This is a genomic window from Tahibacter sp., assembly GCF_035481375.1.
GTDB lineage: Bacteria > Pseudomonadota > Gammaproteobacteria > Xanthomonadales > Rhodanobacteraceae > Tahibacter.
On sequence record NZ_DATIGT010000079.1, the window covers coordinates 1 to 25,773 of the forward strand.

Here is a 25,773-nt window from a genome sequence, read left to right on the forward strand (position 1 = left end):
GCTTCAGCCAGACCACCGGTTCTTCCGCGTCGGCGTCGTCGAGCAGGCCGACCGCCGCGCGCAGCGCCGCGCCGCCGGGCGCGGTCAGCGCGATCTCGCCATGTTCCTCGCGTTCCTCGTCGGCGTTCTCGCTCGCGGCCATGGTCGCGCCGAGGCGCTCGGCGTCGGGACCGAGCAGCGCCGCGAGCGGTGCGGCGATCAGCGCGTCGCTGCCGCGGCCGAGCAGCGATCCCGCGGCGCGGTTCGCCGCGAGCACGTTGCCGCGCGCGTCGACGAGCAGCAGCGCCTCGGCGCTGCGGTCGACGAGGGCCTGCAGGCGTCGGCGATCGGCGCGCAGCGCATCGGCGGCGCTGCGGTAGTGCGCGCTCTGATGTTCGAGCGCGAGCCGCTGCACGGCGGCCTGCGCGCGCTGACGCTGCAGCCGCGACAGCAGCATGGCCGCGATCAATGCCAGCCCGGCCAGCGAAATCGCGAGCGTCAGATAACGCCGCAGCCGTTCGTTCTCCAGGCGCTCGGACTGCACGCGGTTCTGTTCGCGCAGTGCCTCGATCTCGCGCAGCCGGTCGGCGACGTCGAGGCGCACCTGCCATTGCGCGACGCGCTCGTTCTGCGCGGTCTGCGCGAGTTCGGCACGCGCCGTCTGCAGCGCTTTCAGATCATCGAGCGCCTGCGCGGCGTCGCCGTCGCGCTCGCTCGCCGCGGCGAGGAATTCCCAGGCGTCGACGCGGTCGCTCAGCGGATCGCCGGCCTTCGCATGCAGGCGCTCGCGCAGCGTGCGGCGCGGGGTTTCCGCGTCGCCGGCCTGCGCGATCGCAAGCAGCAGGGCGAGCGACGGCGACTGTTGCAGGGTCGCAGCAAGCGTCGTTGCTTCGTCGATCCAGCGTTGCGCGGTGGCCTCGTCGCCGAGGCGCGCCTCGAGCCGAGCGAGATGCGTGGCGACGCGCAGCCGGTCGCGCGGTGCGTCGTGCTGCGTGAACGCGTCCCAGGCCTGTCGCAAACGATCGCGCGCGCCGGCGTCGCGGCCGAGATGGCGGTCGTTGATGCCGAGGCTTTCGAGTACATGCGCGACCTGACGCGGCGCGTCCTGTGCGCGGTAGGCCGCGAGCGCGCGTTCGAGCCAGGTCTGCGCGGCGGCGTAGTCGCCGAGATCCTGCTGCAGATTGCCGAGGTTGTTGAGCACGGCCGCGGCGCGGTCGGTCTCGCCGAGCCGCTCGCGCAGCGCGAGGCTCGTCGTGAATGCTTCGAGCGCCTGCGCGTAGTCGCCGACGCGGCGATAGACGATGCCGACGTCGTTCCAGCCCTGCGCCTGCGCGGCGACGTCGTCGTGGCTGCGCGCGATCTCGAGCGAACGGCCATAGTGCAGCGCGGCTTCGGCGAGACGCTCGCGACGGAACGCGAGCGTGCCGCGCTGGCGTTCGAGCCGGTGCCGGTCGCGCCACTGCGTCTCGCGCAGCAGCGGATCGGCGCGCGCGAGATCGGCCGCGGCGACCTCGTAGCGGGCCAGCGCGATCGCGGCGCCGGCGTGTTCGATCGCGGCCAGCCCGGCGATGCGCGAATCCCGCGCGGCGAGCGCGGTCTGCTCGGCCTCGCCGCAAAGCACGAGCGCGTGCGCGGCATCGCGGCGCACGGCGTCGCGGCATGCGTCGAGCACGGAGTCGCCGGCGCCGGCGACGCCGGCGACGAGTCCCAGAAGCGACAACCCCGCGCAGGCGGCACGGGGTCGTCGCGAACGTGAAGCCGGCAAGGCTGCCCTCCCGCGCATGACTGCGTCGCGAGGGTAGCAGCCGGCGTGCGCTCAGTCGTGGTCGTGCGCCACGCCCGACTTCGGACAGTGACACGGCGCGGTCGGGCCGTACTCCGTGCCGAAGGTGCGGCCGTCGCGGTGGCGCTGCCAGTAGAACGTCGGCGCCGGGCGCTGCTTGCCGCCGACCTCGGCCATGTCCGCGTCGACGTCGAACAGGCGTCCGTTGACCATCACGTAGCGCGTGTCGATCGTCGAGCGGATGTTCTCCAGCGGATTGGAATTGAGCACGACGAGGTCGGCGCGCTTGCCCGGAGCCAGCGAGCCGAGCTGCTTTGAGAGGCCCAGCAGGTCCGCCCCGTCGATCGTCGCCGCGCGCAGCGCTTCGTGATTGCTGAAGCCGCCCTGGGTCAGCATCCAGATTTCCCAATTGGGAGAAAGTCCCTGCAGCTGGCCGTGGCCGCCGATCTGGATGCGCACGCCGTTGTCGCGCAGGTGCTTGGCCGCCTTGGCCACCTCGATGTGGTAGTAGTCCCAGTCCGGCGCGATCTCGCGGCGGATCGAGCGCGCGTCGAGCGTCTCGCGCGGGAAGAAGCGCGCGAGCTTCTTGTCTTCCCAGACGTTGTCGCGCGCATACCACCAGTATTCGCCGGACAGGCCGCCGTAGCTGACGACCAGCGTCGGCGTGTTGCGCACGTCGGTCTGCTTCCACAGATCCACGACGTCCTTGTACAGCGGCGCGATCGGCACGTTGTGCTCGATGCTGGTCGCACCGTCGAGGATCATCGGGATGTTGAAGTTGAACGTCGAGCCGCCTTCCTCGACGACGAGCATGCCGAGTTCGCGCGCGGCCTGGTTGATCTGCTGGTGCTGCTCGCGGCGCGGCTGGTTGTAGCTCTTCACGCTGAACGCGCCGTTGGCCTTCATGCGCTTCAAGTGCGCGCGCGCGTCGTCGAGCGAGTTCACGACGGCCTTGAAGTCGCCGTCGGCGCCGTAGAGGATCGTGCCGGTCGAGAACACGCGCGGGCCGACGAGATCGCCGGCCTTCACGAGTTCGGCCTGCGAGAACACGGTCTCGGTCGTCGCCGACGGATCGTGCATGGTGGTGATGCCGAACGCGAGGTTCGTGTAGTACGCCCAGTTCTGCTGCGGCACGACGCCCGAGGAGAAATGGCTCGCGTGCGCATGCACGTCGATGTAGCCCGGCACGATGGTCTTGCCGCTCGCGTCGATGACGCGCGCGTTCGCGGGCACCGCCACGTTCTTGCCGAGCGCCTTGATCGTGTCGCCTTCGACGACGATCGTGCCGTCCTCGACGACTTCCTCGCCGTTCATCGTGACGAGGCGCGCGTGGGTGAACGCGACGACGTCGCTCGGCGCGTCGACGGCCGCGCGCAGGCCGACGTCGACGCCCTTGAGCGTGGCCGGCTTCGGCAGTTCGGCCGGCGCGCCCGGCACGAACGCGAACGCGTCTTTCAGTTCGCGCGTGAAGTATTCGCTGCCGACGACCCAGTGCAGGCTCGCGCTGTCGTTGCCCCAGTGCAGGTAGGAGCCGACGTAGTCGGAGATCTTGCTGACCGGAATCGCGGTCGTGTCCTTGCTCAGTTCGATCGCCTTGCCGGTCTGCGGCATCGGCACGACATAGGCGTTGAACAGTTCGGTGAACGCGACCCACTTGCCGTCCGGACTGACGGTGACGAAGTCGACGTACTTCAGATCGAACACGTCGCGCGGCTCCTCGCCGGCGACGCCGATGCTCTGCAGCTTCTTCTTGATGCCGCCGCCGGTCAGGAAATACACGCGCTTGCCGTCGGCGCTGAACTGCGGCTCGGTGCCGTCGTGCGTGAGGCGCCTGGGCGTGCCGCCGTTGACGGCCATGACGTAGACGCCGCCTTCGCCCGCATTCAGCGAGCCGGTCAGCGAACTGCCGGCCTGCCTGGACCAGGTGACGTACTGGCCGTCGCGCGAATAGCGCGGCGAATAGTAGAAACCCGGCGTCTTCGTCAGCACGCGGTCGGCGCCGCTCGCGAGATCGCGCTCGACGATCGCGCCCTGCTTCTCGTCGGACCATGTCGTGTAGACGAGCTTGCGGCCGTCGGCGCTGAAGCTCGGCTGGTATTCCGCGACGCCCTCGGTCTTGGTCAGCCGCTGCGGCGTGCCGCCCGGCAGCGACTTTGTCCACAAGTGGCCAAGTGCATGGAACACCAGCGTCTTGCCGTCGGCGCTCGTCGCCGCGTCGCGGATCATCTTCGGCGCGAAGCTGCCGCTGTCGAGCGTCTGTTCGAAGCGCAGCGGCGCCGCGACGGTCTGTTCCACATCGGCGCTGAACGCGATCGCCTCGGGCTTGCCGCTGGCCGCATCCACGCGCCAGAGCTTGCCCTTGGCCCAGATCACGACGCTCCTGGAATCCGGCGTCCAGGCGTAGTTCGCATACGGCCCGAAGATCGCCCAGCCTTCCTGCATGTCGTGCGAGAGCCCGTCCCAGAGCGGCTTCACGTCGCCGGTGTCGAGCGTCAGCAGGTGCAGCACGCTCTTGTCGCGTACGCGCTTGATGAAGGCGAGCGACTTGCCGTCGGGCGAGGCCTGCGGACGCACCGCGCCGCCCGGCGTCGAGACGAGATCGATGACTTCGCCGGTCTCGCGGTCGAGGCGGCGGATCGCATAGATCGTGTCGTGCGCGTTCTTGTTGTACTGGAAGCTCGGACCCTGAGTGACGTCTTCCGAGAAATAGACGTAGCGGCCGTCGGGGCTGATCGCGGGTTCGCCCTGGTCCTGCTGGTCGTTCTTCTGCTTGGTCAGCTGCAGGCCGGCGCCGCCGGACTTGTGATAGAGCCAGAGTTCACCGGCGCCGAGCGAGCGCTGACCCGTGAAATGCTTGCGGCCGATCAGGTATTCGCCGTCGGGCGTCCAGACCGGGTTGTTGAGCAGGCGGAAATCTTCCTTGCTGACCTGCACCGGATTGCTGCCGTCGGTGCGCACGCGCCAGAGATTGTTGCCGCCGCCGCGATCGGACGTGAACGCGATTTCGCGGCCGTCCGGCGAGAAGCGCGGCTGCACGTCCCAGGACTGGCCGCTGGTCACGCGCTTGGCCTTGCCGCCTTCGATCGGCAGCAGATAGACGTCGCCGAGCAGGCTGAAGGCGATCTGCTTGCCGTCGCGGCTGACGTCCAGATCCATCCACGTGCCTTCGTCGGTCGTGAACTTCACCGTCTTGGTCGGCCCGTGGGCCGCGTTCACGTCCCACTTGTCGGCTTTCTTGTCGTCCTTCTTGTCGGCGGCGAAGCCGGGCACGGCGAGCAGCAGGCCCAGAGCGAGGGCCAGTGGATGGCGCAGCATAGATGTCTCCCTTGGTCAGACCCGCATCCTAGGCCAGCGGCCGCCCGCCGGCTTAGGACAGAAGTCCTGTCTGCGACCAAGGAATGACGCGAATGCGGCCGCAGGCCCGCGATCCGGCAAGCGCCGCAACGCCTCATGCGGTCGTCACGAACGATCGCGCTAGACTGCGCGGAAGGCGGAGCCCGCCGGCTCCGCATCCGAGTCGAGGAGATCCAGATGGCCGCAGTGCAGCGTTTCTTCCTGAGCATCGGCGATCTTTCCCAGGCGCGCGGCGAGAACGCCGAGCTGTCGTTCCACGGCGTCAGCCCCGAAAGCTTCGCGAACACGCTGCAGGCGGCACTGCGCGAACCGTCGCTGTGGAAGCGCTGGAAGGCGCTGCAGCCCGACCCCGATGCGGTCGACCCGCTGCTCGGCGCCAGCGACGCGAACGCGCGCGTCACCGCGGAACAGTCCGACCTGCATACCGAAGTCGAAGTCGTCACCGCACTGCCGCACGCGGTCGTCAAGCATCGCCTGAACCTGCTGGCCGGCCGCGTCTGGAAACTGCACGACGTGCAGCCGGCCTGAGATTGCGCCGAGTCCTCTCCCCCAAGCGTGCCTGGGGGAAGAGGGTTGGGTAAGGGGGAAAAGCGACGCGCTCGGGTGTTCGGTTGTCGCGCCGCAGTCACGTCTACCCGCGATACGAAGACCGTCAGTACGCTGCACGGACGTTTCTCCCCCTCACCCCAGCCCTCTCCCCCGACCAGCGGTCGGGGGAGAGGGAGCAACCGTCGTTCGCCAACTCCACGGAGCGCCCCATGCGCAAGACCTACCACGGCAGTTGTCATTGCGGTGCCGTCACGTTCGAGGCCGACCTCGATCTGACCGAGCCGACCTACCGCTGCAACTGCACGATCTGCCGTCGCACGCGCTTCTGGCCCGCCGTCGCGCGCGACGGCGAGTTCCGCCTGCTGACCGGCGAATCCGAACTCACGCAGTACCTGTTCAATTCGCGCAAGAACCAGCACTACTTCTGCCGCCACTGCGGCGTGCGCGCGTTCGGCATCGGCACGCAGACGCCGATCGGAAAGATGTACGGCGTCAACCTCGGCTGCCTGACCGACATCGCCGACGAGGAACTCGCGCGCGCACCGATCACCTACGTCAACGGGCTGCACGACCGCTGGCAGGAGGCGCCGGAGCATTTCGCCCATCTCTAGTGTCCTGTTCCGTCGCCGTATGGATTGTGCGCGGCACGTCGACGCGCAAGCGGAGCCGGCAGTGGTAAAACGGCGGCTGCGGTCGGGCGCGCAGCGCGCGGCCGGAGCGGATCCCGCGCCGAGGACGGCGCGAGACCATGGCCCGCCGGCCCTGATCCGGCGATCGAGGGGAGGAAAAGCGATGAAAGGATACGTACGTTCGGCCGCCTGCACGGCCGCGATCGGACTCGCGCTCGCGGCGACCGGCGCATCGGCGCAGCGCGGCGACTGGGACCGCGACATCGAGTTCCAGTGCGAGAGCCGCAGCTTCAGCTACAACCTCTGCCAGGTCGATACCGGTCGCGGCGGCCGCGTGTATCTCGTCGATCAGGTCTCCAACAGCGAATGCATCGAAGGCCGCACCTGGGGCTACAACCGTGCCGGCGTCTGGGTCGACCAGGGCTGTGCCGGCATCTTCCGCGTCGAACGGCGCGGCGGCGGCCGTCATGACGGCGGTCGCGACGATCGCTACGACGACGGGCGCGGCGACCGTTACGACGACGGCCGCGGCGATCGCCACGGCGACTGGCGTCCCGGCAACGACTGGGACCAGCGCATCTCGGTGCGCTGCGGCAGCCAGAACTACCACTACAACCTCTGTCAGGTCGACACGGGCCGCGGCAGCGACGTGCGCATCGCGCGGCAGATTTCCGGCACGGCCTGCGTCGAAGGCCGCACCTGGGGCTGGAACCGCGCCGGCATCTGGGTCGACGGCGGCTGCGAGGCCATCTTCACGGTCGATCGCCGCTGGCGTTGAGGCGGTGCGGAGCGGCGCTCACGCGCCGCTCCGTTCGGCTCAGAAATCCGGCACCTCGCGCGGATCGAACTGCTGGTTGACGTTGCCCGCGCTGCAGCCCCAGAGCTGCAGCCGCGTGCCTGGTGACGGGCTGCCGCCGGTGACGTCCATGCAATAGCCCCAATTGCCGGCGCGATTCGCGAACAGCCCCGCCGCGGAGATCGCCCACTTCTCCGACTCGCCGCCGTCGCAGTCCCAGATGTTGAGCTTCGCGCCCTGCTTGCCCTTGCCGCCTTCGACGTCCGCGCAATAGTCGGTGTCGCCCTTGGGCCGCAGCTGGCCTTCCGCCGTGTAGACGAACTTCTGCGCGTCGGTGTCGTTGCAGGTGTACTGCTGCAGCGCGGTACCGTTTTTCCACCGGCTGCCGCTGACGTCGACGCACTGGTTCGCGAAGTGCGTGCGCAGCGTGAAATAGCCCGGCAGGCTGCGGCGCTTGCCGACGAGCGGAATGCTGTCGAGCCAGCTCGGCCGGAACACGCTCGCGTCGGTCAGCGATTCGGTCACGTCCCAGCCGATCGCGCTCGCGCCGTGGGCGACCGAGATGTAGCTCCAGGCGTAGTCGAGACTGCTGAAGTTGCCGGCCGCGCCCCACTGGTGGATCAACTGACGCCACTGCGCCGAGCGGTTCAGCACGTACTGGTCGTTGTCGCCGGCTTTCATGTTGCCGCAGAAGAAATACGCCGAATCGGCCGCAGAAATGCCGTCGATCGCACCGGAGATCTCGTTCGGATCGTCGCTGTCGACATCCGGGCACAGGAACGCCGTCGGCCCGCCGTAGTTGCCCTCGTTCATGAGCTTGCGCGCCGAGTTCATGCGCGCGTTCACGTCGCCGTAGTAGCCGCCGGTGAACACGACGATGATCTTGCCCTTGAGCGCGTCGATCGTCGGCCAGCCCTTGTTCTTGAGTCCCTCGCGATTGCCGTTGGGACTGAGATGGCTGGTGAGATTCCCGTAGGTGTAGAGCTTCGATCCGAGATAGTTGCGGATGAAGGTGTCGAGCAGTTTGATCTCGTCGGGCTTCCAGGCGCTGGCCGGATCGGCGCTCGGCTTCATGTCGACGAACACGAGCAGCGGCACCGTGAGACTGGTTTGCCGGCCGATCCAGCCGGTGATGTCGTCGAGGCAGTTGCCGAGGCGGTCGTCGTTCGCGGCGCTGCAGTTCTGGTTGCCCGGATTCGCGCCGTGCGCGACGTACGGACCTTTCGGATCGTTCTCCCAGTCGCCCTTGTCGATCACGTCGATCTCGACGGTGCGATAGCCCGCGTCGAGCCAGTTCGTCAGCTTGTCGCTGTGCAGATACGTGTTGTGCGGCTGCGCGTAATAGATCTGGTCGAGGCGGTCGGTCGACGCCGGCGCGCTCGCGCGCAGGGGCAGGGCGGCCGCGGCGAGGCCGGCATGAAGCGCGAGCGCAGCCGCGCCCGTCGCGGCCGCGACGCGGCCGATCAGCGAATGGACGGTCATTGGATTCCCCATCAGGACTAATTCGCGTATGTGCGAATGTGCACATTGCGTCTTAGCGGCGAAAACGGCGCGCGCCTATCAGTTCGCGCGCCGGTCTTCGGGCAGTTCCGGTGAAGCGGGCGCGGCCTTGGCATCGTGACGCCGCGCGAACCGATGCTGCGCTAAGCTCCGCGCGCCTCGCCAGACCGGCCCCTGCGGCCGCCGACCGGAGCCATTCGCCATGCAGATGAGCTGGGTATCCGCCGTCCTGATGACACTGTTCGGCGCCGCCGCGGCGCCGCTGCCGCCCGACGTGCGGCATGCGATCGAGAAGGACTATGTCGCGGAAGGCCGCGAGACGCGCTACGTCGACGGCTCGGTCGACCTCAACGGCGACGGCCGCAACGAACTTCTGGTCCATGTCGTCGGCTCGACCGCCTGCGGCACCGGCGGCTGCCCGACGCTCGTGTTCTCGCCGGCCGGAGCCGGCTACCGGCTGGTCGGCGCGATCGGCCTGACCCATCCGCCGATCGCCGTGTCGCCGCAACGCTCGAACGGCTGGCGCAATCTCGTCGTGCGGGTCGGCGGCGGCGGCGCGAAAGCCGACGACGTCGAACTCGCGTTCGACGGCAAGACCTATCCGGCGAATCCGACCGCCGCCGCCAAGGGGATCACGCCCGGCAACGGTGACAGCGAAGTCGTCATCGCGCCGTTCGCGAGTTTCGACGACACCAGGACGCTGACCGAAGGCGACGTCCCCGCGGTCGCCGTGCCGATCGAAAAGCCCGTGCCGGTCACGGCGACGAACGGCCCGTCGTTCGACTGCGCGAAAGCCACGCTGGCCGTCGAGAAAGCGATCTGCCTGAGCCCGGAACTCGGCGCACTCGATCGCGAACTCGCGACGACGTTCGAGGACACGGTGCGCAACGCCGCTGCCGCGCAGCAGGCGCGCCAGCGCACCGCGCAGAAGGTCTGGCTGGGCAAGCGCAACGACTGCGGCAGCGCCGCCGACGCGCCTGTCTGCCTGCGCGAGGCCTATCGCCGGCGCCTCGTCGACCTGCAGATCCAGTCCGGCCGCATCGAAGCGCCGACGCCGCATGCCTACCGCTGCAAGGGCTACGAAAAGCAGCCCTTCCTCGCCGCGTTCTATCCGGCCACCGACCCCCCCGCGGTCATGCTGACCTGGGGCGAACGCCGCGCGCTCGCCTTCGTCGCGCCGAGCGGCAGCGGCGCGCGCTACGCGGCCGACGACGTCGACTTCTGGGAACACGAGGGCGAGATCACCGTGAAATGGAGCGACACCGCGCTGAGCTGCTCGGCGCTATAGGCAACGCACCTGCAACCGCGTCCCGCGACGCCGTATCCGGGGTGTGCGAATCCCACCCGCACGCCGAGGACGCCCATGACCGCCCGCCGCACTTCTTTCCTGACCGCTGCCGCCGCCGCGCTGCTGATCGCCGCGCCGCCGTCGACCGCTGCAAACGCTGACGGAACCGCCGATGCGGCGCTCACCGAAACCATCGCCGCACTCGACACGAAACTGTTCGACGCCTACAACGCCTGCGACCTGGCGACGTTCCGCACCCTGTTCGTCCCCGACGTCGAATTCTTCCACGACCAGGGCGGCGCCACCTTCGACCGCGAGACCGTCATCGCGAATACGCAGAAGAACATCTGCGGCAAAGTGCGCCGCGAACTCATCCCCGGCACGCTGAAGATCTATCCCGTCAAAGGCTACGGCGCGATCGAAGAAGGTGACCACCGCTTCTGCTCGCTAGCAACCGGCGAATGCGAAGGTGCCGCGAAGTTCCTGATGATCTGGCAGCAGAACGCCGACGGCTGGCGGCTTACGCGCATCGTCAGTTATGCGCACCGGGCGTTGACCGAGGCGGAGAAGGCGGCGTTGGCGAAGAAGAAGTCGTAGCGCCGTTGCATCCTGGCGTTTTTTGCGGGCCGCTCAAAAACTCGCCTTCAAGAGAGTGAAGGACCGCCGCTCGGAACTGCAAGGTTCGTTGCAGGGGCGGGAGGAATGACGCTTGGCGCTATTGGCGGCGGAGAAGCTGGTGCTCATATTGGAGCCATAATTGATACATTTGTTGCCCGGGTCTCGGAACTTTTGTCGGTGCCACAGTCGGGGGGATTAGGTGGCTCGGCAGTCGGGGGCATTACGGAGAGCAGGCTGCCGAAAATTCGTACGACGCAACGAGGGAGTCCTGAAAATGTTTGACGCGAAGCCCGTTGTTGAAATCGCCGACGGTTTTCTGATCCGCCGAATGGGATGGCTTCACACGAAGCGGATGGCGTTCGGTGATATGGAAAAAGTGATTGCAGTTTCCCGAGATGCCATCACGCACGAAGAAACCATGGTTGGCTTTTTCGACGCAAGCGGGCATGAAGTTTGGGTATCCGAGTTCGACAAGGGCTTTTCTCAGCAGATTAAGAAAATTCCGGGAATCCTCAAGGGGTTCGTTGGACTCGATGGATTCGTGAGCGAAAAACCATTCGAGCGCATGGAGCAAGTCCTTTGGACCAGGGAATCTTCGCACTAGCGAGATGTCCCATTGGAAAAGCCCCGCCTTGCGGGGCTTTTTTTTTGGGATCTTCGCGGATCAGTGTGGGTGCAACTGAGCATTCCCAGGTAGGGCTGTAGCCGTCCGGCCTCGCCACCTTCCCCGCAGCAGCGGCAGCCGCGATAGTAAGTCCCAGCGATGTGGCAGCAGTCCGGTAGTGCGGCGATCAGGATGTGTCGGCAGTCGTGTCAGCACATCCTTGAGATATGCGTAGGGCTCATGGCCGTTCTGCTTGGCAGTGGCGATCAGGCTCATGCTGGCAGCAGCGCGTTCGCCAGCGGCTTTGGAGCCTGCGAACAACCAATTCCTGCGACCCACAGCGATGGCCGTGGATATTGGCCCATGAGGAGCCACTGTTCCGGACGCATGGGAAGAATCTGAGGCCACGACCCCGTCGGGCCGGGCGTGAGCCGCAACACGTAAGTCGTGATGAGCGCGGCGAACCCAACATCGATGTGGTCGCGTCCGGCGAACGTCGGGCGGAGGAATCGTTCTCCGGCCGTCGAATCGCGCCGTACCTCTTCCTTCGGCATGCTTTCTTCGCGGCGTAGCGATTGCGATGTCGGGGTTCGCCTGCGGCCCACCCCAACCTACGTGTGTCGCTTCACGCGTGGCGCAGCTATGTCATCGACGCTGCCGATACGAACGCCGACACGCAGGTCGCCGTGAGCGCAGCGACGTTGATCCCGATCGCGAACGGCGTGCCGTCGTGAAGGAGATTGCGGCGAAACGTGCTGCCGATCCGCGCGTCGACGTTGAGCTTGAACGGATCGATCTGCAGTAGCGCACCGGCGTAGAAGCCGCTGCTCAACGAATTCGTCGCGAGCGGCGACGCGAACATCGGAACTTGCGCGAACCAGAGGTGCAGGTTCATCCGCTCGGCACCGGGGCGCGCTTCGAGCAGGAACAGGCCACAGACGATGCCCCAGCTATAGAACGCGAGCGCCACAAGGCAGATGAGCCAGCTGCCGACGCCGCTCATACGGAGCAGCGCCACGCTCGTCAGTGCGCCGCCGATCGCGCCGCCGCCCAGTGCGAGGATGCGAGGGTGCGCCGCTGCCAGAGTGCATCGTGTCGTTCCTGAAGTCGCGGAGGAGGTGTCCGCTTTGTCTGACGGCGGGCGAGCGCGGCAGTTCCGCCAACCGATCGACGACGTGCCGCTCACCGGCGTTGCTTCAACGTTGGCCCGGTCTCATGCATCCGAATCCCATGACAGTGCCGGGACGGCAGGCTACCTTTCCATTTTCGCCATTCGGCAAGGAGTTCCCCGATGACGTTCCCTGTCCGCTGCCGTTGCGGCACCCTCGAAGGCACGCTGGCCAATCCGCAGCGCGCCGCGCGCGCGGCCTGCTATTGCCGCGACTGCCAGGCCTACGCGCGCTTCCTCGGCAAGCCCGAGCTGACGCTCGATGCGAAGGGCGGCACCGACATCGTCGCTACGCGGCCCGATTTCCTGACCTTCACACGCGGTGCCGATCAGCTGCGCTGCGTCTCGCTGAGCGACAAGGGCCTGCTGCGCTGGTACGCGGACTGCTGCAACACGCCAATCGGCAACACGCCGCGCGACGCGAAGTTTCCGTATGTCGGGCTCGTCCACGACTGCCTCGCCGGCAGCGACAGCGAGCGCGATGCGGCGTTCGGTCCGGCGCGCACCGCGCTCAACACCGGTTCGGCCAGCGGCGAAGTGAAGGCACCGCGCCTTCCGCTCGTCCTCGGCATCCTGCGGATCATGCGCAACGTGTTCTCCGCAAAACTCAGCGGCGCGTATCGGCGCAATCCGTTCTTCGACGTGCAGGCAGGCACGCCAGTGGCGACGCCGCGAATCCTGACCGAGGACGAACGCAAGACCTTTGGCGCGAACGTCGCAAAGTCATGAGGCTGTTGCAGGAACGCCGCCGGGCCGCCGGATAGGTCGACAGGCGCGCATCCCGGCGCACGCGCTGCGCCGTCCCGTTCGCACGGTGCGCCGAACAGGCGTGGACGACGCGGCCGCCGCCGCGTACCTGCGCCAATAATGAGGGCATGACGACCACGCCATCGCCCATCCCGTTCACGCCGGCGTTCTACCGTTTCGCCGCCATCTGTTCGACGCTCACGGCGGTCACGACGCTCGGACTGATCTTCCTGCCACAGTGGTACTCCGGCGGTTCCGACTTCGACAGCCGCATGGCCCGCGTCGACGATCCGGTCGCGCAGTTGCGCGCGTGGATCTACCTCGTGCATCCGTTCCTCGTCGCGACGGCCGCGCTCGCGGTCGCCGTGCGACTGCGCCGGATCGCGCCGGGACGCGCGCTCGTCGGATTGCTCGGCTTCCTGCTCTGGGCCGGCACCGAAGCCGCGCAACAGGCCATGAGCCTCGTTGCCTTCGACCGCTGGAGGCATGCCTGGCTCGTCGCCGACGAAGCCGCGCGCAGCACGCTGCGCATACAGATCGGCGTCTACGACGCGTTCTGGGACGCGATGTATTTCCTGCTGCTGATCGGCTTCTTCATCGGCAATGCGTGCTATGCCGCCGTGCTGATTCGCCGGCATCGCTTCTCGCGAGTGCTCGCCGGCTTCTACGCCGCGGCCGCGGCGCTCACGGCGATGCTGTTCGTCGGAGAACTCGGCGGCCCTGTGCTGCCCGGGCCTTACGCGGGCTGGATCTATCCGGCGGTGCAACCGCTCGCGCGCGCGCTGATCGGTGTGTGGCTCTGGCGCATGGCGGACGAGCTGCGTTCGGAGCCCTGATCAGAACAGATCCGCCATCCAGTCGACGTCGTGCTCCGGCCGGGCATCGTCGAAGCGGTTTTCCGGTATGCGCTCGCCGAACGCGATGTGATGCACGGTTTCCGAGTAGTACTGGCCCGAATAGCTGGTGTGACGCGCGTTGGAGCGCAGGCGCGCGTAGTCGTTCGGCGAGAGCTGTGCGAGGTCGCGCTGGCCGCGCCGTTTGGGTTGGCCCCAGAACGGGAAGAAGCCGACAGTGAGCGTGTTGTCGGCGAAATGGAATTGCAGCGCGCCGTCGTTGCTCGGGACGCGGCGCTCGGAGGTCTGCGTGCGCCGTGGGCGGAAGTCCTCGCGTTCGTACATCGCGATCGTGTCGTGCAGGTACACGGCATCGGAGAACGGCACGGCAAATGCGCGCGGCAGTGCGGCGCGCTCGTGCGCACGCGGCGCGCCACGCGTCGCCTTGGTCCAGACGATCACGACCGATTGGACGATGACGCGAAGCGGCATGCGGGAGTCGAGTCGGGCGCAGGTTCGCCGTGCGGAGAGCCGTGGCTGCTGCAACGTCGCGAACGCCCGGTCGATGGCGACGTCGCGGTTCGCTGCGCTCACCGCAACCTACGCGCTGCAGGTTGCGGTGAGCCGGGGTTCCATCAATGCGCCGCAGCAGGCTCGCCGTCGTAGCTTTCCTGCGGCACGTGCTTGCGCGCGAGCAGGATGTAGACCAGCGGGACGACGAACAGCGTGAGCAGCGTGCCGAAGCTCATGCCGCCGACGATGACCCAGCCGATCTGGTGGCGGGCTTCGGCACCGGCGCCGCTGGCGATCGCGAGCGGCAGTGCGCCGAGCACCATGGCGCCGGTCGTCATGAGGATCGGGCGCAGACGCAGGCGTGCGGCTTCGAACGCGGCTTCGCTCTTGGTCATGCCGCGTTCCTGCAGCTGGTTCGCGAATTCCACGATCATGATGCCGTGCTTGGCGATGAGGCCGACGAGCGTGATGACGCCGATCTGCGTGTAGATGTTCCAGCTGCCGGCCTGGTGCGTGAGTCCGGTCGCGGCGATCCAGTTCACGATGACGAGGCAGGCGAGTCCGCCGAATGCAGCGAGCGGCACCGAGAACAGGATGATCAGCGGATCGATCCAGCTTTCGAACTGCGCGGCGAGCACGAGGTAGATGAACACGAGTGCGAGCAGCAGCAGCACGATGAACGCGCTCGACGACTCACGAAATTCGCGCGACTGCCCGCTGAAATCGTACTGCGCGTCGGCGGCAACCTCCTTGACTGCGCCGGAGAGCCAGTCGAGTGCCTCGCCCATGCTGTACCCCGGCGCGAGGCCCGCGCTGATCGTGGCTGAGCGCAGCCGGTTGAAGTGGTTGAGTTCCTTCGCCGCGACCGCTTCGTTCGCGGTGACGAGGTTGGCCATCTGGATCATGCCGCCTTCGGCGCCGCGCACGTAGATCGTGCTGAGCTGCTCGGGCACGCGGCGGCCTTCCGTGTCGACCTGCACGATGACGTCGTACTGCTCGGAGCCGCGCTTGAAGCGCGTGACCTGTCGGCCGCCGAGCAGGCTTTCGAGCGTGCGGCCGACGTCGTCGACGCTCGCGCCGACCGCGGCGACCTTGTCGCGGTCCATCTCGATGCGCAGCTGCGGCTTGTTGAGCTTGAGATCGGTGTCGGCGTTCGTGAGCTTCGGATTTTCACGGATCTTCGCGAGCAGGCCGTCGCTGATCTTCTCGAGGTCTTCCCAGGTGCCGGTGGTCTGCACGATGAACGAGATCGGCTGGCCGAAGTCGTCGGCGCCGAGCGGCGGCGGCAGCACCGGGAACGCCATGATGCCGGGGATGCCCATGAACTGCGGGAACAGCATGCCCTGGTAGGCGCTCGCGGGCTGGCTGCGCTCGGACCAGTCCTTCAGGCCGACGAAGCCGATGGTCTGGGTCACCGTGGGAAAGCCGACGATCTGGAAATAGCGGTCGACGCCGTCGAGCTTCGCGAACATCGCCTCCATCTGGCGCGCATAGCCGTCGGTGTATTCCGGCGTCGAGCCTTCCGGCGCCATGCCGAAGCCGATCACGAGACCCTGGTCCTCCTGCGGCGCGAGTTCGTCCGGCAGCAGCTTGAACGCGAAGATCGCGATCAGGCCGGCGAACACGAGCGCGGCCGCGCCGAACACGATCGCGCGCTGGCGCAGCGTCCAGCGCAGCGTGCGCTCGTAGCGCGACTGCAGGCCGTTCAGCACCTTCTCGCCGAATTCGTAGGCCTTGCCGTGTTTCTCGCTGTGCTTGAGCAGGCGCGAGCACATCATCGGCGACAGGGTCAGCGCGGTGAAGCCCGATACGATGACCGCGCCGGCGAGCGTCAGCGCGAACTCGATGAACAGGCGCCCCGTGCGGCCCGTCGAGAACGCGAGCGGTACGTAGACGGCCGCGAGCGTCAGGGTCATCGCGACGATCGCAAAACCAATCTCCTTGGATCCCTTCAGCGCCGCCTGCATCGGCGGCATGCCTTCTTCGATATGGCGGTAGATGTTCTCGAGCATGACGATCGCGTCGTCGACGACGAGGCCGATCGCGAGCACCATCGCGAGCAGGGTCAGCGTGTTGATCGAGAAGCCGAACAGATACATCACCGCGAACGCGCCGATCAGCGAGACCGGGATCGTCACGATCGGAATCAACGTCGCGCGCGCCGAGCGCAGGAACAGGAAGATCACGATGACGACGAGCAGCATCGCTTCGCCGATCGTCATGTAGACCTCGTCGATCGAGCGGTCGATGAAGATCGTCGAGTCGTAGGCGATCTCCACTTTCATGCCTTCGGGCAGGGTGCGCGTGATTTCCGGCAGCAGCTTGTGCAGGCCTTCGGAGATCGCGAGCGGATTGGCCGTGGCCTGCTTGACCACGCCGAGCGGCACGGCGTTGCGGCCGTTGTAGCGCGCGCGGAAGCGCGCCTGGTCGGCGCCGAGTTCGACGCGCGCGATGTCGCGGATGCGCACGGCGTAGCCGTCGGCACCGGTGCGCAGCACGATCGCGCCGAACTGCTCGGGCGTCTTCAGGTCGGTTTCCGACAGCACGGCGAATTCGCGCTGCGTGCTTTCGATGCGGCCCGCGGGAATCTCGATGTTCTGCTTGCGCAGCGCGGCCTCGACGTCGGCCGGCGTCATCGAATACGCGGCGAGCCGCGCCGGATCCAGCCACAGGCGCATCGCATATTTGTTGCCGTAGACCTGTGCCTGGGCGACGCCGGCGATGTTCTGCACGCGGTCCTTGACCAGGCGCTCGGCGATGTCGGCGATTTCGAGTTCGGCGTGGCGGTCGGACGAGAACGCGAGATAGATGATCGGCTGCGCGTCGGCCTCCTGTTTCTGCACGACGGGTTCGCGCGCTTCCTGAGGCAGGAAGTCGCGCGCGAGCGCGACGCGGTCGCGCACGTCGGCCGCGGCGGAGTCCGGATCGCGGTCGAGGCGGAACCGCACGGTGATCTGCGAGGATTCTTCGCGCGACACCGAGCCGATGTAGTCGATGCCCTCGATGCCCGAGAGCTGTTCCTCGATCGGCGTGGTGATCGTCGATTCGACGACCTGTGCGCTCGCGCCCGGGTAGGCCGTCGCGACGGTGACGACCGGCGTGTCGACCTTCGGAATCAGGCGCACGGACAGACGGTCGTAGCAGATGATGCCGATCAGCAGCACGACGAGATTGACGACGGTCGCGAAGACCGGCCGGCGTATCGAAATATCGGAGAGGACCATGGCGGTAAGTCCTCAGTGGGCCGGCGCCGGCTGCGCGGCCGGCGCGGCGGCCGGCTGCGTCGCCTGCACTTTCGCGCCGGGGCCGATCTTCATCTGGCCGGCGCTGATCACTTCGTCGTTCGCGCTGATGCCGCTGACGATCTCGACGAAACCGGGCTTGCGCAGGCCGGTCTTCACTTCGACGAGTTCGGCCTTGCCGTCGCGGATCACATAGACCTGCTGCTTGCTGCCCTGCGGCCACAAGGCCTGCTCCGGCACGAGCAGGGCATTGTCGCGCGAGCCGACTTCGAGCGAGACCTTCGCGAACTGGCCCGGGAACAGGCTGCTGTCGGTATTCGGCACGCGCGCGCGCAAGGTGACCGAGCGCGTCGCGAGATCGACCTGCGGCGCGATTGCATAGACCTCGCCGTCGAAGCGGCGCACGCCCTGCGCGTCGACGCTGATCGTGATCTTCTGGCCCTGCTGGAAGCGGCCGAGGTAGACCTCGGGCAGGCTGAAGTCGAGCTTCAGCGTGTCGAGCGCGACGAAATCGACGAGCGCGTCGCCGACGTTCACGTATTCGCCGGGACTGACCCGGCGCAGGCCGGCCGTGCCGGCGAACGGTGCGCGGATCTCGGTCTTGCCCAGGCGCGTGCGCGACGAGGCGAGCTTCGCCTCGTCGACCTTGGCCTGCGCGCGCTTGGTATCGACGTCGGCCGGGGCGATCAGCTTGCGGCCGGAAAGGTCCTGGGCGCGCTTGAGTTCGCGGCCGCTGTTGGCCGCATTGGCTTCGGCTTCGGCGACGTCGGCCTGCACGAGACTTGCGTCGAGGCGGAACAGCGGCGCGCCCTTGGCGACCTTCTGGCCTTCGTCGAACAGCACGGCCTCGACGCGGCCGGCAACTTCGGGCCGCACCGTGACGGCTTCGTCGGCGCGCAGCGTGCCGACGGCGGCCAGCGTTTCGCTGATCGATTCGACGCGAGGCTTGGCGGCTTCGACGGCGGTCGGCGGCATCTCGCCGCCGGGAGGTCCCTGCGTGTGCGCGGTCGTCGACACCGCGACGGCGGCCGTCAGCGCGAGCAGGGACAGGGAAAGGCGGAACGGGCGAGCGGTGCGCGGCATGAGAGACTCCGGCGATGCGTGATCTTCCCTGACGGCGCCCCCATGACGCCGTAGCGGTGGCAATCTGGAACGCGGCAGTATTGTGCCAAATGTGTGTCGCTTCGCATGCCGGAAGTCGTGCCGGCAATCCGCGAATTGCGGGTTCTGCCGAGTCGTGGAACGGACGCCTCAACGTAGGACGCGATAAGCAAAGCGCATTGCGCCAACATCCGGAGGCGCTCCGCGCCGATTCTCGAACCGCATTACGCCGACGCACGGGACGCGATGCGCGTCCCGCTCACTTCCCGCTTCTCCCCACGCCCGCTCCCCGCGCCAACCCCGCAATCCGCACAACCGCTTCCCCCACCGCACCATCCCGCGCTCCGTGCGCGATCAACCCCAGGCACGGCACATCCAGCCGCTCGCGCAACGTCGCGACATTGTCCGCCTGCAGCGCCTGCATCGGGTCGATCGCATTGCCGATCCAGCCGAGCAAGGTGCAGCCGTCGGCGCGGATCGCGCGCGCGCTCAGCAGTGCGTGATTGATGCAGCCCAGGCGCAGGCCGACGACGAGAATCACGGGCAGGTCCAGCGCGCGCGGAATGTCCGCCTGCATCAGCGACAGGCCGAGCGGCACGGCCCAGCCGCCCGCACCCTCGACGACGACACAGCCGGTGCCGGCCGCGAGCGTCGCGTAGGCCGCGCGGATCGGGTCGAGCGCGATCGTCACGCCCTCCGCGGCCGCGGCCAGGTGCGGCGCGACCGCATCGCGCAGCGCATACGGATTGCAGAGTTCATAGGCCGGCGGCGCTGACGAGGCGGCGATCAGCGCACGCGCGTCTTCGTTGCTGAAGCGGCCGTCGACGTATTCGCAGCCGCTCGCGACGGGCTTCATGCCGACGGCGCACAGTCCCTGCGCGGCCAGGGCGCGCAGCAGGGCGACGCTGGCGCGCGTCTTGCCGATGCCGGTATCGGTTCCGGTGATGAACACGCCGCGGGTCATGCGTTCGCCGTCGTCGCGGCGCGGCCGCGGGGCCGCGAAGTATCGCATTGCGCTGGCAGCATGCGCTGGCGCGCGGCAGACTGCGCAAACCCTGAACCGACTGCGGAGCACTGCGATGGACGAACAGAATCCCTAAGCCGGCGCGACTACGCGCGTCCTCAGCGTGGACACCGACGCGAGCGACGCCGGCGATCTCGCAAGCCGCTGGGTGCGCCTCGGCGCGGCGCTGCTCGACGGCCTGATCATGATGGTCGTCATCTTGCCGATCCAATGGTTCGGCGGCTTCCTGCCGGCGGCGATGAACGCGGCGCAGAACGGCTACAGCCTGCCGTTCGGCACCCTGCTGCTCTGGAGCCTGATCGGCCTCGTCGTCTTCGTCGCGATCCAGGGTTGGCCGCTGCACCAGTCGGGACAGACCTGGGGCAAGCGTGCCGTGTCGATCCGCATCACCGATCTCGACGGCAACAAGCCGCCGCTGCTGCGCCTGCTCGGACTGCGCTATCTGCCGATGCAGGCCGCCTCGCTGGTGCCGGTCGTCGGGCCTCTGGTCGGTTTCATCAATCCGCTTTTCATCTTCCGTCAGGACCGCCGCTGCCTGCATGACCTGATCGCCGGCACGCGCGTCGTCAACGTGCGCTGACGACGCGGTCGGTCGCCGGTCGAGTGCGCCGGCGCGCCGGACTACGCGGCACGCGCGTCGTTTACACTAAGCGTCTCCCTGTCGCCGGAACCGCTCATGTTCGAACTTGCGCCCGTGGAAGCCGCCAGCAAAGCCGAGCTCTACGAAGGCCTGCACGAACAGATGCGCGGTCTGCTCCACGGCGAGCGCGACCGCATCGCGAACGCGGCCAATTTCTCGGCGCTCGTGTTCAACGCAGTCGACGGCCTGAACTGGTGCGGGTTCTATTTCTTCGACGGCACCGAGCTCGTGGTCGGTCCGTTCCAGGGCAAGCCGGCCTGCGTGCGCATCGCGATCGGCAAGGGAGTCTGCGGCACGGCGGCGGCGACGCGCGAAACGCAGGTCGTCGAAGACGTCCATGCGTTTCCGGGCCACATCGCCTGCGATGCGGCGTCGCGCTCGGAGATCGTCGTGCCGCTGTTCGACGACGCGGGCGGTCTCATCGGCGTCTGGGATGTCGACAGTCCGCTGCCCGCGCGGTTCGACGACGACGACAGGGTCGGCATGGAGCGCCTGTGCGCCGTCTTCCTCGCGTCGCTGCGCGGCGGCGTGTAGCGCGAGCTGTCTGGGGATGCCGGCGCGCCGGCGTGGCAATCGTTTGGGGGAATACATGGCTAGCAACGAAAAAATCCGCAACGTCGGCCCGAAATCGGCGGCGTGGCTGCGCCAGGTCGGCGTGCGCACGATCGAAGATCTGCGCGCGACCGGCGTCATCGACACCTTCATGAAAGTGAAGCGCGCCGGCTTCCGGCCGAGCCTCAACCTGCTCTATGCGATGCAGGGCGCGCTCGACGACTGTCACTGGGCAGACCTGTCCGAAGACGTGAAGGCGAGCCTCGTGCTCGCGGCCGAATCGGCAGAGACCGCGAATCCGATCAAGAACCGCTGGGACAAGGCTGCCGCCCGCAGCGCCGCGCGCGACGGTACGTCCTCGGGCGACGGCGGCGGCACCGAGGAACCCGGCCGCGACGAGGGCGACGGCTTCGGCGACGGCGATTCCGGCGTGCGCGAACTCACCGGCGATTCGCGCGATTTCGACTGACGCACACGATCGACGAAACGCAGGTTGGCGCTGAGCCGCAGGCGAAGCCCGACATCGCGGCGTTTCCGCGTCGATTGACGCCGGATCGATGACCTGGCGCGATGGCGCCGAGTTGTCGCGACGTCGGGATCGCTTCGGCAAGCTTTTCGTTGGTGCGATACCTCGATGTCGGGCTTCGCCTGCGGCTCGGCCCACCTGCGGTTCAAGCGTTGCTGCGTTCGCGCACTTGTGCAAACGTCCAGTCGCGCAGCAGCGTACCGTTTTCCCAGACCGTTTCCAGCGCGTGTTCCCAGCCGGGTTCCGGCACGTGGTCTTCGGGGCGGGCCAGCGATTCGTCGATCGGCACGGTGCGCCAGCTGCCGAATTCGCGGTGGCGCAGCAGGGCGAGGCGGCCGCGCTTGGACAGCTTGCCCGGATCGGTCAGCGGCGCCTTGAACACGTCGATCCACTGTCCGCCGATTTTCGCGGCCGAGCACTTCAGCGCGAATTTCTGCGTGTCGCGGTTGATGCCCTGCAACAGCGCGCCGCCCATGCCGAACGCGAGGTTCTCGGCGCCGTAGCCGGCCTTCGTGATGCGTTCGAGAATCGCGCGGATGCTGTTGGGATTGATGCCGTCGCCCTGGATCACGCGCACGTGCCTGAGCACCTTGTAGCCCTTGGCGTTGACGGTGTGGCCGAAGGCCTCGTCGAGCAGCACGAGGCACTGGTGCACGACATCGACCGGCTCGCCCGAGTCGGGACGCACGACGACGGTCGCGCCGCTCGCGATGACGTCCTCGCGCAGCGTCTTGCCCCAGTGCTCGCGGATCGCGGTGTAGATGTCGTAGCTGTCCGAGACGACGGCGACGAGCGCGCCGGGCTTCGCGAACTGGCGCAGCATGTTGCGGTACGCATCGACCTCGCGGTCGCGGCCCCAGCTCGTGATCGTCGAGTGTTCCGCCGCCGGGATCGAATAGCCGGCCATCGGCTCTCCGTAATACGCGCGCGCCGTGAGCACGCCCGACACCGTATCGGTGCCGAGGAAATTCACGAGATGCGCCGCGGCGCCGAGTCCGGCCGACTCGGCGCTCGACACGCCGCGCGCGCCGAAGTCGTGCAGCTTGAAGCCGATCTGGCTTTCGGGATCGTCGCAGGACAGGTCGAGGTACTGGCGGATCAGTTGCTTCAGGTGCCAGCTCTGCGTCGCGACCGTGACCGGATACCAGAGCCGCAGCAGCAGCGTTTCGAGATACGACGGCAGCCAGCAACACGCCGGATCAGTCGACTCGATCGTGACGAGCGCGTGGTGCGTCGGCACGACGGTGCCTTCGGGAACGGCGCGGATGCGCAGCGGCAAGTGCCCGCCGTGCGCGTCGACGATATGGCGCCATCCGGCTTCGTTGAACGGCTCGCCGTGCGCGGCGAAAAAGTCGCGCGCCTCGTCGACGTCGGCATGCGTGACGGGCTTGCTCAGGTACTCCTTGAGGATCGCCTGAAGGCCGAAGAACACGGTCCGCTCGTAGACGCCGCCGCGCGACTCGACGTAGAAGAACGTCGCTTCGGTCTGCGGCGGATACTGCAGCCAGTGGCTGGCCTTGTAGCTGTCGGTGTTGAGGATCAGGTTGTCGAGGTGACGCATACGGAATCTCCTTCCGCGAATTCGACGGCCGCCGGTCTTTCCGGTGCCGGCGCGAAACGACGTTCGCGCGACGTGCGCTGCGCGCTTCAGCTCATGCCGAGGAAGTGCTGCAGGATGTGATGGTGGTCTTCGAAGAACTGCTCTTCGAGGTTCAGCGCGTCGGCGAGCGGCAGCCATTGCGCCTTGGCCGCATCGTCGCTGCCGCGCACGGGCGGCAGTTCTCCGCTGGTGAACGCGAAGTGGAACGCGTGGGTGATCGTGCGACCGCGCTGCGAGCGGTCCGGATGGTCGAACACGCGCTGGCCGGCAAGCGAGCCCTTGAGCACGGCGGCCGGAATCTTCAGCCGCGTTTCCTCGCGCAGTTCGCGCAGGCAGGCGTCGAGCAGCATCTCTTCCTGGCCGACGAAGCCGCCCGGCAGCGCCCACAGGCCCTTGCCGGGCTCGGCGCCGCGGCGCACGAGCAGCACGTGCCCGCTGTGCACCACGACGGCATCGACGGTGACGAAGGTCGGCGGATACGGCGCGCCGTCCCAGGCCTTGCGGTAGTTGCGCAGGAACGTGAATTCGCGCGAAAGCTGCGCATAGCCAGGGGTGCGGCGGAACGCTTCGAGCATCGCGCAGACCGGCGCGGGCACGTTCGCGCGGATCAGCAGCTGGCCGCCTTCGTCGGCGCTGAACAGGTGCTCGCGGATCTCGGTCGCCGACATGACTTCACAATGCTGCACATTGCACAGTTCCCATTGCGGAAACTCGCGCAGGTAGTAGCTCGACGCGTCCTTGTCGCGGCCGACAAGGCCGATGCGCGCCGCCTCGCTGCCGCCGTCGGCGGCGATCGCCGCGGCGACCTGGCGCTGCACGGCGCCGATCCAGGCGGCTTCGTTGTAGAGATGGTCGGCCAGCGGCTGCAGCAGCAGGCGGTCCGCGTCAGCGCCGGCGGCGGCGCGGATCATGACGTCGCGCTCGTTGGCGTTCCAGGGATTGCGTGTGCTGCGCGGCTTGCCGGCCGAACCGATCAGGACGATCACCTTGCCGGCGATGGCCAGCGCGTGACGCAGCACGGCGAGATGGCCGTTGTGGAAGGGTTCGAAACGGCCGATGAAAACCAGATAGTCGAAGCGCATGAGAATCCCTCGATGCGGATGGAAGCGTCGCGGTCTATCCGTGACGTGCGGTTATGCTACGAATGAGCATAAGTGTCCGCAAGAGGGGAAGAGGGGCATTTCCGGCCAATCTTCGGCGGCGAAGCGGAACCATCGGATGTGGCGTCATGCGGGGCGGCTCGCGCGAGCGCCGCGATGTTGCAGTTCGCCGCGCTCGGCGCAACCTGCCGTTCTTCGGCGCCAGCCGATTCCTCCGCGTTGCGCACGATAGGTATTGCGGCCGGCGCTCGTGGCGGCGTAGAGCGTCTGGTCGGCGAGCGCGACGAGGGCGATCGGATCGATGCCGCCGTGGCTGACGGCGACGCCGACGCTGGTGGTCATGCGGATCGGACCGTCGCTGGTCGCGACGTCGTCGTGCATCGCGACGAGGAGTTTCGCGGCGATGGCTTCCGCCGTGACGGCGCCTTCGAGATCCTCGACCAGCACGACGAATTCGTCGCCGCCGAGCCGCGCGACGGGATCTTCGGCGCGCAGGCAGGCGCCGAGCCGGCGTGCGAACTCGACGATGACTTCGTCGCCGACGAGCCGCGCGAGCACGGCTCGCAGCGGCGCGCGATCGTCCGGATGCACGAGTTCCGTATTCGCTGCAGGCCGAGCGCGGTTCGACGAGTTCTTCGGGCGTCCCGCCGGGCATTTTCTTCGCCGGCGGCGGCACGTAGAGCCGCCGGCCGTCGGCGCGCAGGCGCACGACGAGATCGCGCGAATTGTCAGCGAGCATGCGATAGCGCCGTTTGCCGCGGTAGCGTTCGTAGGCGGCCTGCAGGCGCTGCTTGGCGCGCCACTGCAGCGCGAAGAACGTCGCGAGCACGAGCAGCATGACGCCGGCGAGTGCGACGAGCGCGAAGGTCAGGCGGTTGCGATGGGCGAGGGCGGCCGAGCGCTCGGCCGGTCGCCGCAGCCAGCGCGCCGGGCCGGCGGCGGCGACAGCGTAGCCGGGAAAGCAGGCGCAGCTATCAACGCCGTGTCGACGCGGCGCGCCGGCGGCGAGGCCCGCGAAAAGACCCATCGCATGCCCGCTTGCGCTAGGCTGCGGGCTCGTCCACGAGCCGCGGGTCCATGCAGCACGGAATCATCGTCTATCGCGCCAGCCGGCTGGAGGCGCTGCTGCCGCCGCTGCTGAGCCTGATGGACGCGGCCCCGCCGGCGCAGCCGCTGCAGCCCTTCGACGTGATCGCGGCGCATCCGGGCATCCGCCAGTGGCTCGCGCGTGCGATCGCGCGCGAGCGCGGTGCCGGCGGCATCGCTGCGAACATCGCGATCGAACTGCCGAGCGCCTGGTTCGACCAGCTCGCGCGCCGCCTGCTCGGCGAAACCGCGATCACGCTGCGGCCGTATCGGCGCGAGGCGCTGCGCTGGCGCGTGCACGAGCTGCTGCCGCAGGTCGGCGACGCGTCGGTGCGGCGCTATCTGCGCGGCGTCGACGCGCCGCGGCGGCGCTTTCAGCTGGCCGACCGGATCGCCGCGATCTACGTGCGCTATCTCGTCTACCGGCCCGACTGGCTGCAGGCCTGGAGCGCCGGGCGCGACGACGTGCCGGCGCCGACGTTTCTCGCGCCGCTGTGGCGCGACGTGCGCGAGCGCATCACGCTGCCGCATCGCGGCGAGC

At 67.8% G+C, this 25,773-nt stretch carries 23 protein-coding genes and 1 pseudogene; 12 read left to right on the forward strand and 12 right to left on the reverse strand.

The features are described from left to right. The coding region (locus VLF18_RS04475) for a tetratricopeptide repeat protein (RefSeq protein WP_325278420.1) at window positions 1-1,699 on the reverse strand (1,699 nt) is incomplete at its 3' end. Between the two features lie 96 nt (window positions 1,700-1,795). Then, the gene (locus tag VLF18_RS04480; protein WP_325278421.1) at window positions 1,796-5,077 is read right to left on the reverse strand and encodes an amidohydrolase family protein; all 3,282 of its coding nucleotides are present in this window, start codon (window positions 5,075-5,077) and stop codon (window positions 1,796-1,798) included. Window positions 5,078-5,293: 216 nt separating this feature from the next. Between VLF18_RS04480 and VLF18_RS04485 the strand changes: the two genes are divergently transcribed. From VLF18_RS04485 to VLF18_RS04495, 3 genes are all read left to right on the forward strand, one after another. Beyond that, entirely contained in the window at window positions 5,294-5,644 is a 351-nt protein-coding gene (locus VLF18_RS04485) for a hypothetical protein (RefSeq protein ID WP_325278422.1), read from the forward strand. 230 nt (window positions 5,645-5,874) lie between these two features. Beyond that, the gene (locus VLF18_RS04490; protein WP_325278423.1) at window positions 5,875-6,276 is read left to right on the forward strand and encodes a GFA family protein; all 402 of its coding nucleotides are present in this window, start codon (window positions 5,875-5,877) and stop codon (window positions 6,274-6,276) included. 181 nt (window positions 6,277-6,457) lie between these two features. Next, window positions 6,458-7,072, forward strand: a complete 615-nt coding sequence (locus VLF18_RS04495; RefSeq protein ID WP_325278424.1) for a DUF3011 domain-containing protein — start codon at window positions 6,458-6,460, stop codon at window positions 7,070-7,072. A gap of 39 nt (window positions 7,073-7,111) precedes the next feature. Here the strand turns inward: VLF18_RS04495 and VLF18_RS04500 are convergent, their stop codons facing one another. Beyond that, window positions 7,112-8,572 (reverse strand): ricin-type beta-trefoil lectin domain protein, encoded by a 1,461-nt coding sequence (locus VLF18_RS04500; protein ID WP_325278425.1) that lies wholly within the window; start codon window positions 8,570-8,572, stop codon window positions 7,112-7,114. Between the two features lie 220 nt (window positions 8,573-8,792). Here VLF18_RS04500 and VLF18_RS04505 point away from each other — a divergent pair, with 220 nt between their 5' ends. From VLF18_RS04505 to VLF18_RS04515, 3 genes are all read left to right on the forward strand, one after another. Beyond that, window positions 8,793-9,878 (forward strand): MliC family protein, encoded by a 1,086-nt coding sequence (locus tag VLF18_RS04505; protein WP_325278426.1) that lies wholly within the window; start codon window positions 8,793-8,795, stop codon window positions 9,876-9,878. Between the two features lie 75 nt (window positions 9,879-9,953). Beyond that, window positions 9,954-10,475 carry a nuclear transport factor 2 family protein gene (locus VLF18_RS04510; protein ID WP_325278427.1) on the forward strand — a complete coding sequence of 174 codons (522 nt, stop codon included), beginning with the start codon at window positions 9,954-9,956 and terminating at the stop codon, window positions 10,473-10,475. A gap of 295 nt (window positions 10,476-10,770) precedes the next feature. Next, on the forward strand, window positions 10,771-11,100 hold the full coding sequence (locus VLF18_RS04515) for a hypothetical protein (RefSeq protein ID WP_325278428.1): 330 nt from the start codon (window positions 10,771-10,773) through the stop codon (window positions 11,098-11,100). Window positions 11,101-11,253: 153 nt separating this feature from the next. Here the strand turns inward: VLF18_RS04515 and VLF18_RS04520 are convergent. Together VLF18_RS04520 and VLF18_RS04525 are read right to left on the reverse strand one after the other, a co-directional pair. Further along, window positions 11,254-11,442, reverse strand: a pseudogene (locus VLF18_RS04520) (transposase domain-containing protein); the annotation flags it as partial. Window positions 11,443-11,740: 298 nt separating this feature from the next. Next, a complete protein-coding gene (locus tag VLF18_RS04525) occupies window positions 11,741-12,286 on the reverse strand; it encodes a hypothetical protein (RefSeq protein ID WP_325278429.1) in 546 nt (181 codons plus the stop codon). A 105-nt stretch (window positions 12,287-12,391) separates the two neighbouring features. On the opposite strand from VLF18_RS04525, the gene VLF18_RS04530 reads away from it, so the two are divergent. Further along, window positions 12,392-12,997 carry a DUF6151 family protein gene (locus tag VLF18_RS04530; protein WP_325278430.1) on the forward strand — a complete coding sequence of 202 codons (606 nt, stop codon included), beginning with the start codon at window positions 12,392-12,394 and terminating at the stop codon, window positions 12,995-12,997. 146 nt (window positions 12,998-13,143) lie between these two features. After that, window positions 13,144-13,851 (forward strand): hypothetical protein, encoded by a 708-nt coding sequence (locus VLF18_RS04535; protein WP_325278431.1) that lies wholly within the window; start codon window positions 13,144-13,146, stop codon window positions 13,849-13,851. Here the strand turns inward: VLF18_RS04535 and VLF18_RS04540 are convergent, their stop codons facing one another. The 4 genes from VLF18_RS04540 to bioD form a co-directional block, all read right to left on the reverse strand. Further along, window positions 13,852-14,340 carry a hypothetical protein gene (locus VLF18_RS04540; protein ID WP_325278432.1) on the reverse strand — a complete coding sequence of 163 codons (489 nt, stop codon included), beginning with the start codon at window positions 14,338-14,340 and terminating at the stop codon, window positions 13,852-13,854. Between the two features lie 143 nt (window positions 14,341-14,483). Continuing rightward, entirely contained in the window at window positions 14,484-17,585 is a 3,102-nt protein-coding gene (locus tag VLF18_RS04545; protein WP_325278433.1) for an efflux RND transporter permease subunit, read from the reverse strand. A 12-nt stretch (window positions 17,586-17,597) separates the two neighbouring features. Beyond that, the gene (locus VLF18_RS04550; RefSeq protein WP_325278434.1) at window positions 17,598-18,686 is read right to left on the reverse strand and encodes an efflux RND transporter periplasmic adaptor subunit; all 1,089 of its coding nucleotides are present in this window, start codon (window positions 18,684-18,686) and stop codon (window positions 17,598-17,600) included. Window positions 18,687-18,963: 277 nt separating this feature from the next. Then, window positions 18,964-19,668 (reverse strand): dethiobiotin synthase, encoded by a 705-nt coding sequence (gene bioD / locus VLF18_RS04555; RefSeq protein WP_325278435.1) that lies wholly within the window; start codon window positions 19,666-19,668, stop codon window positions 18,964-18,966. Window positions 19,669-19,831: 163 nt separating this feature from the next. Between bioD and VLF18_RS04560 the strand changes: the two genes are divergently transcribed. The 3 genes from VLF18_RS04560 (at window position 19,832) to VLF18_RS04570 (ending at window position 21,389) form a co-directional block, all read left to right on the forward strand. Next, complete coding sequence (locus VLF18_RS04560) at window positions 19,832-20,308, forward strand: RDD family protein (RefSeq protein WP_325278436.1); 477 nt, start codon at window positions 19,832-19,834, stop codon at window positions 20,306-20,308. Between the two features lie 96 nt (window positions 20,309-20,404). Next, window positions 20,405-20,902, forward strand: coding sequence for a GAF domain-containing protein (locus tag VLF18_RS04565; RefSeq protein ID WP_325278437.1), 498 nt, complete (start codon window positions 20,405-20,407; stop codon window positions 20,900-20,902). Window positions 20,903-20,957: 55 nt separating this feature from the next. After that, complete coding sequence (locus VLF18_RS04570) at window positions 20,958-21,389, forward strand: TfoX/Sxy family protein (RefSeq protein WP_325278438.1); 432 nt, start codon at window positions 20,958-20,960, stop codon at window positions 21,387-21,389. Window positions 21,390-21,591: 202 nt separating this feature from the next. Here the strand turns inward: VLF18_RS04570 and VLF18_RS04575 are convergent, their stop codons facing one another. The 3 genes from VLF18_RS04575 to VLF18_RS04585 form a co-directional block, all read right to left on the reverse strand. After that, a complete protein-coding gene (locus tag VLF18_RS04575; RefSeq protein ID WP_325278439.1) occupies window positions 21,592-23,007 on the reverse strand; it encodes a nicotinate phosphoribosyltransferase in 1,416 nt (471 codons plus the stop codon). An 86-nt stretch (window positions 23,008-23,093) separates the two neighbouring features. Next, window positions 23,094-24,134 (reverse strand): bifunctional nicotinamide-nucleotide adenylyltransferase/Nudix hydroxylase, encoded by a 1,041-nt coding sequence (locus VLF18_RS04580; protein WP_325278442.1) that lies wholly within the window; start codon window positions 24,132-24,134, stop codon window positions 23,094-23,096. Between the two features lie 138 nt (window positions 24,135-24,272). Beyond that, on the reverse strand, window positions 24,273-24,737 hold the full coding sequence (locus VLF18_RS04585; RefSeq protein ID WP_325278440.1) for a GGDEF domain-containing protein: 465 nt from the start codon (window positions 24,735-24,737) through the stop codon (window positions 24,273-24,275). Window positions 24,738-25,223: 486 nt separating this feature from the next. On the opposite strand from VLF18_RS04585, the gene VLF18_RS04590 reads away from it, so the two are divergent. After that, window positions 25,224-25,773 (forward strand): exodeoxyribonuclease V subunit gamma (locus VLF18_RS04590; RefSeq protein WP_325278441.1); only part of this gene is annotated, 550 nt, incomplete at its 3' end.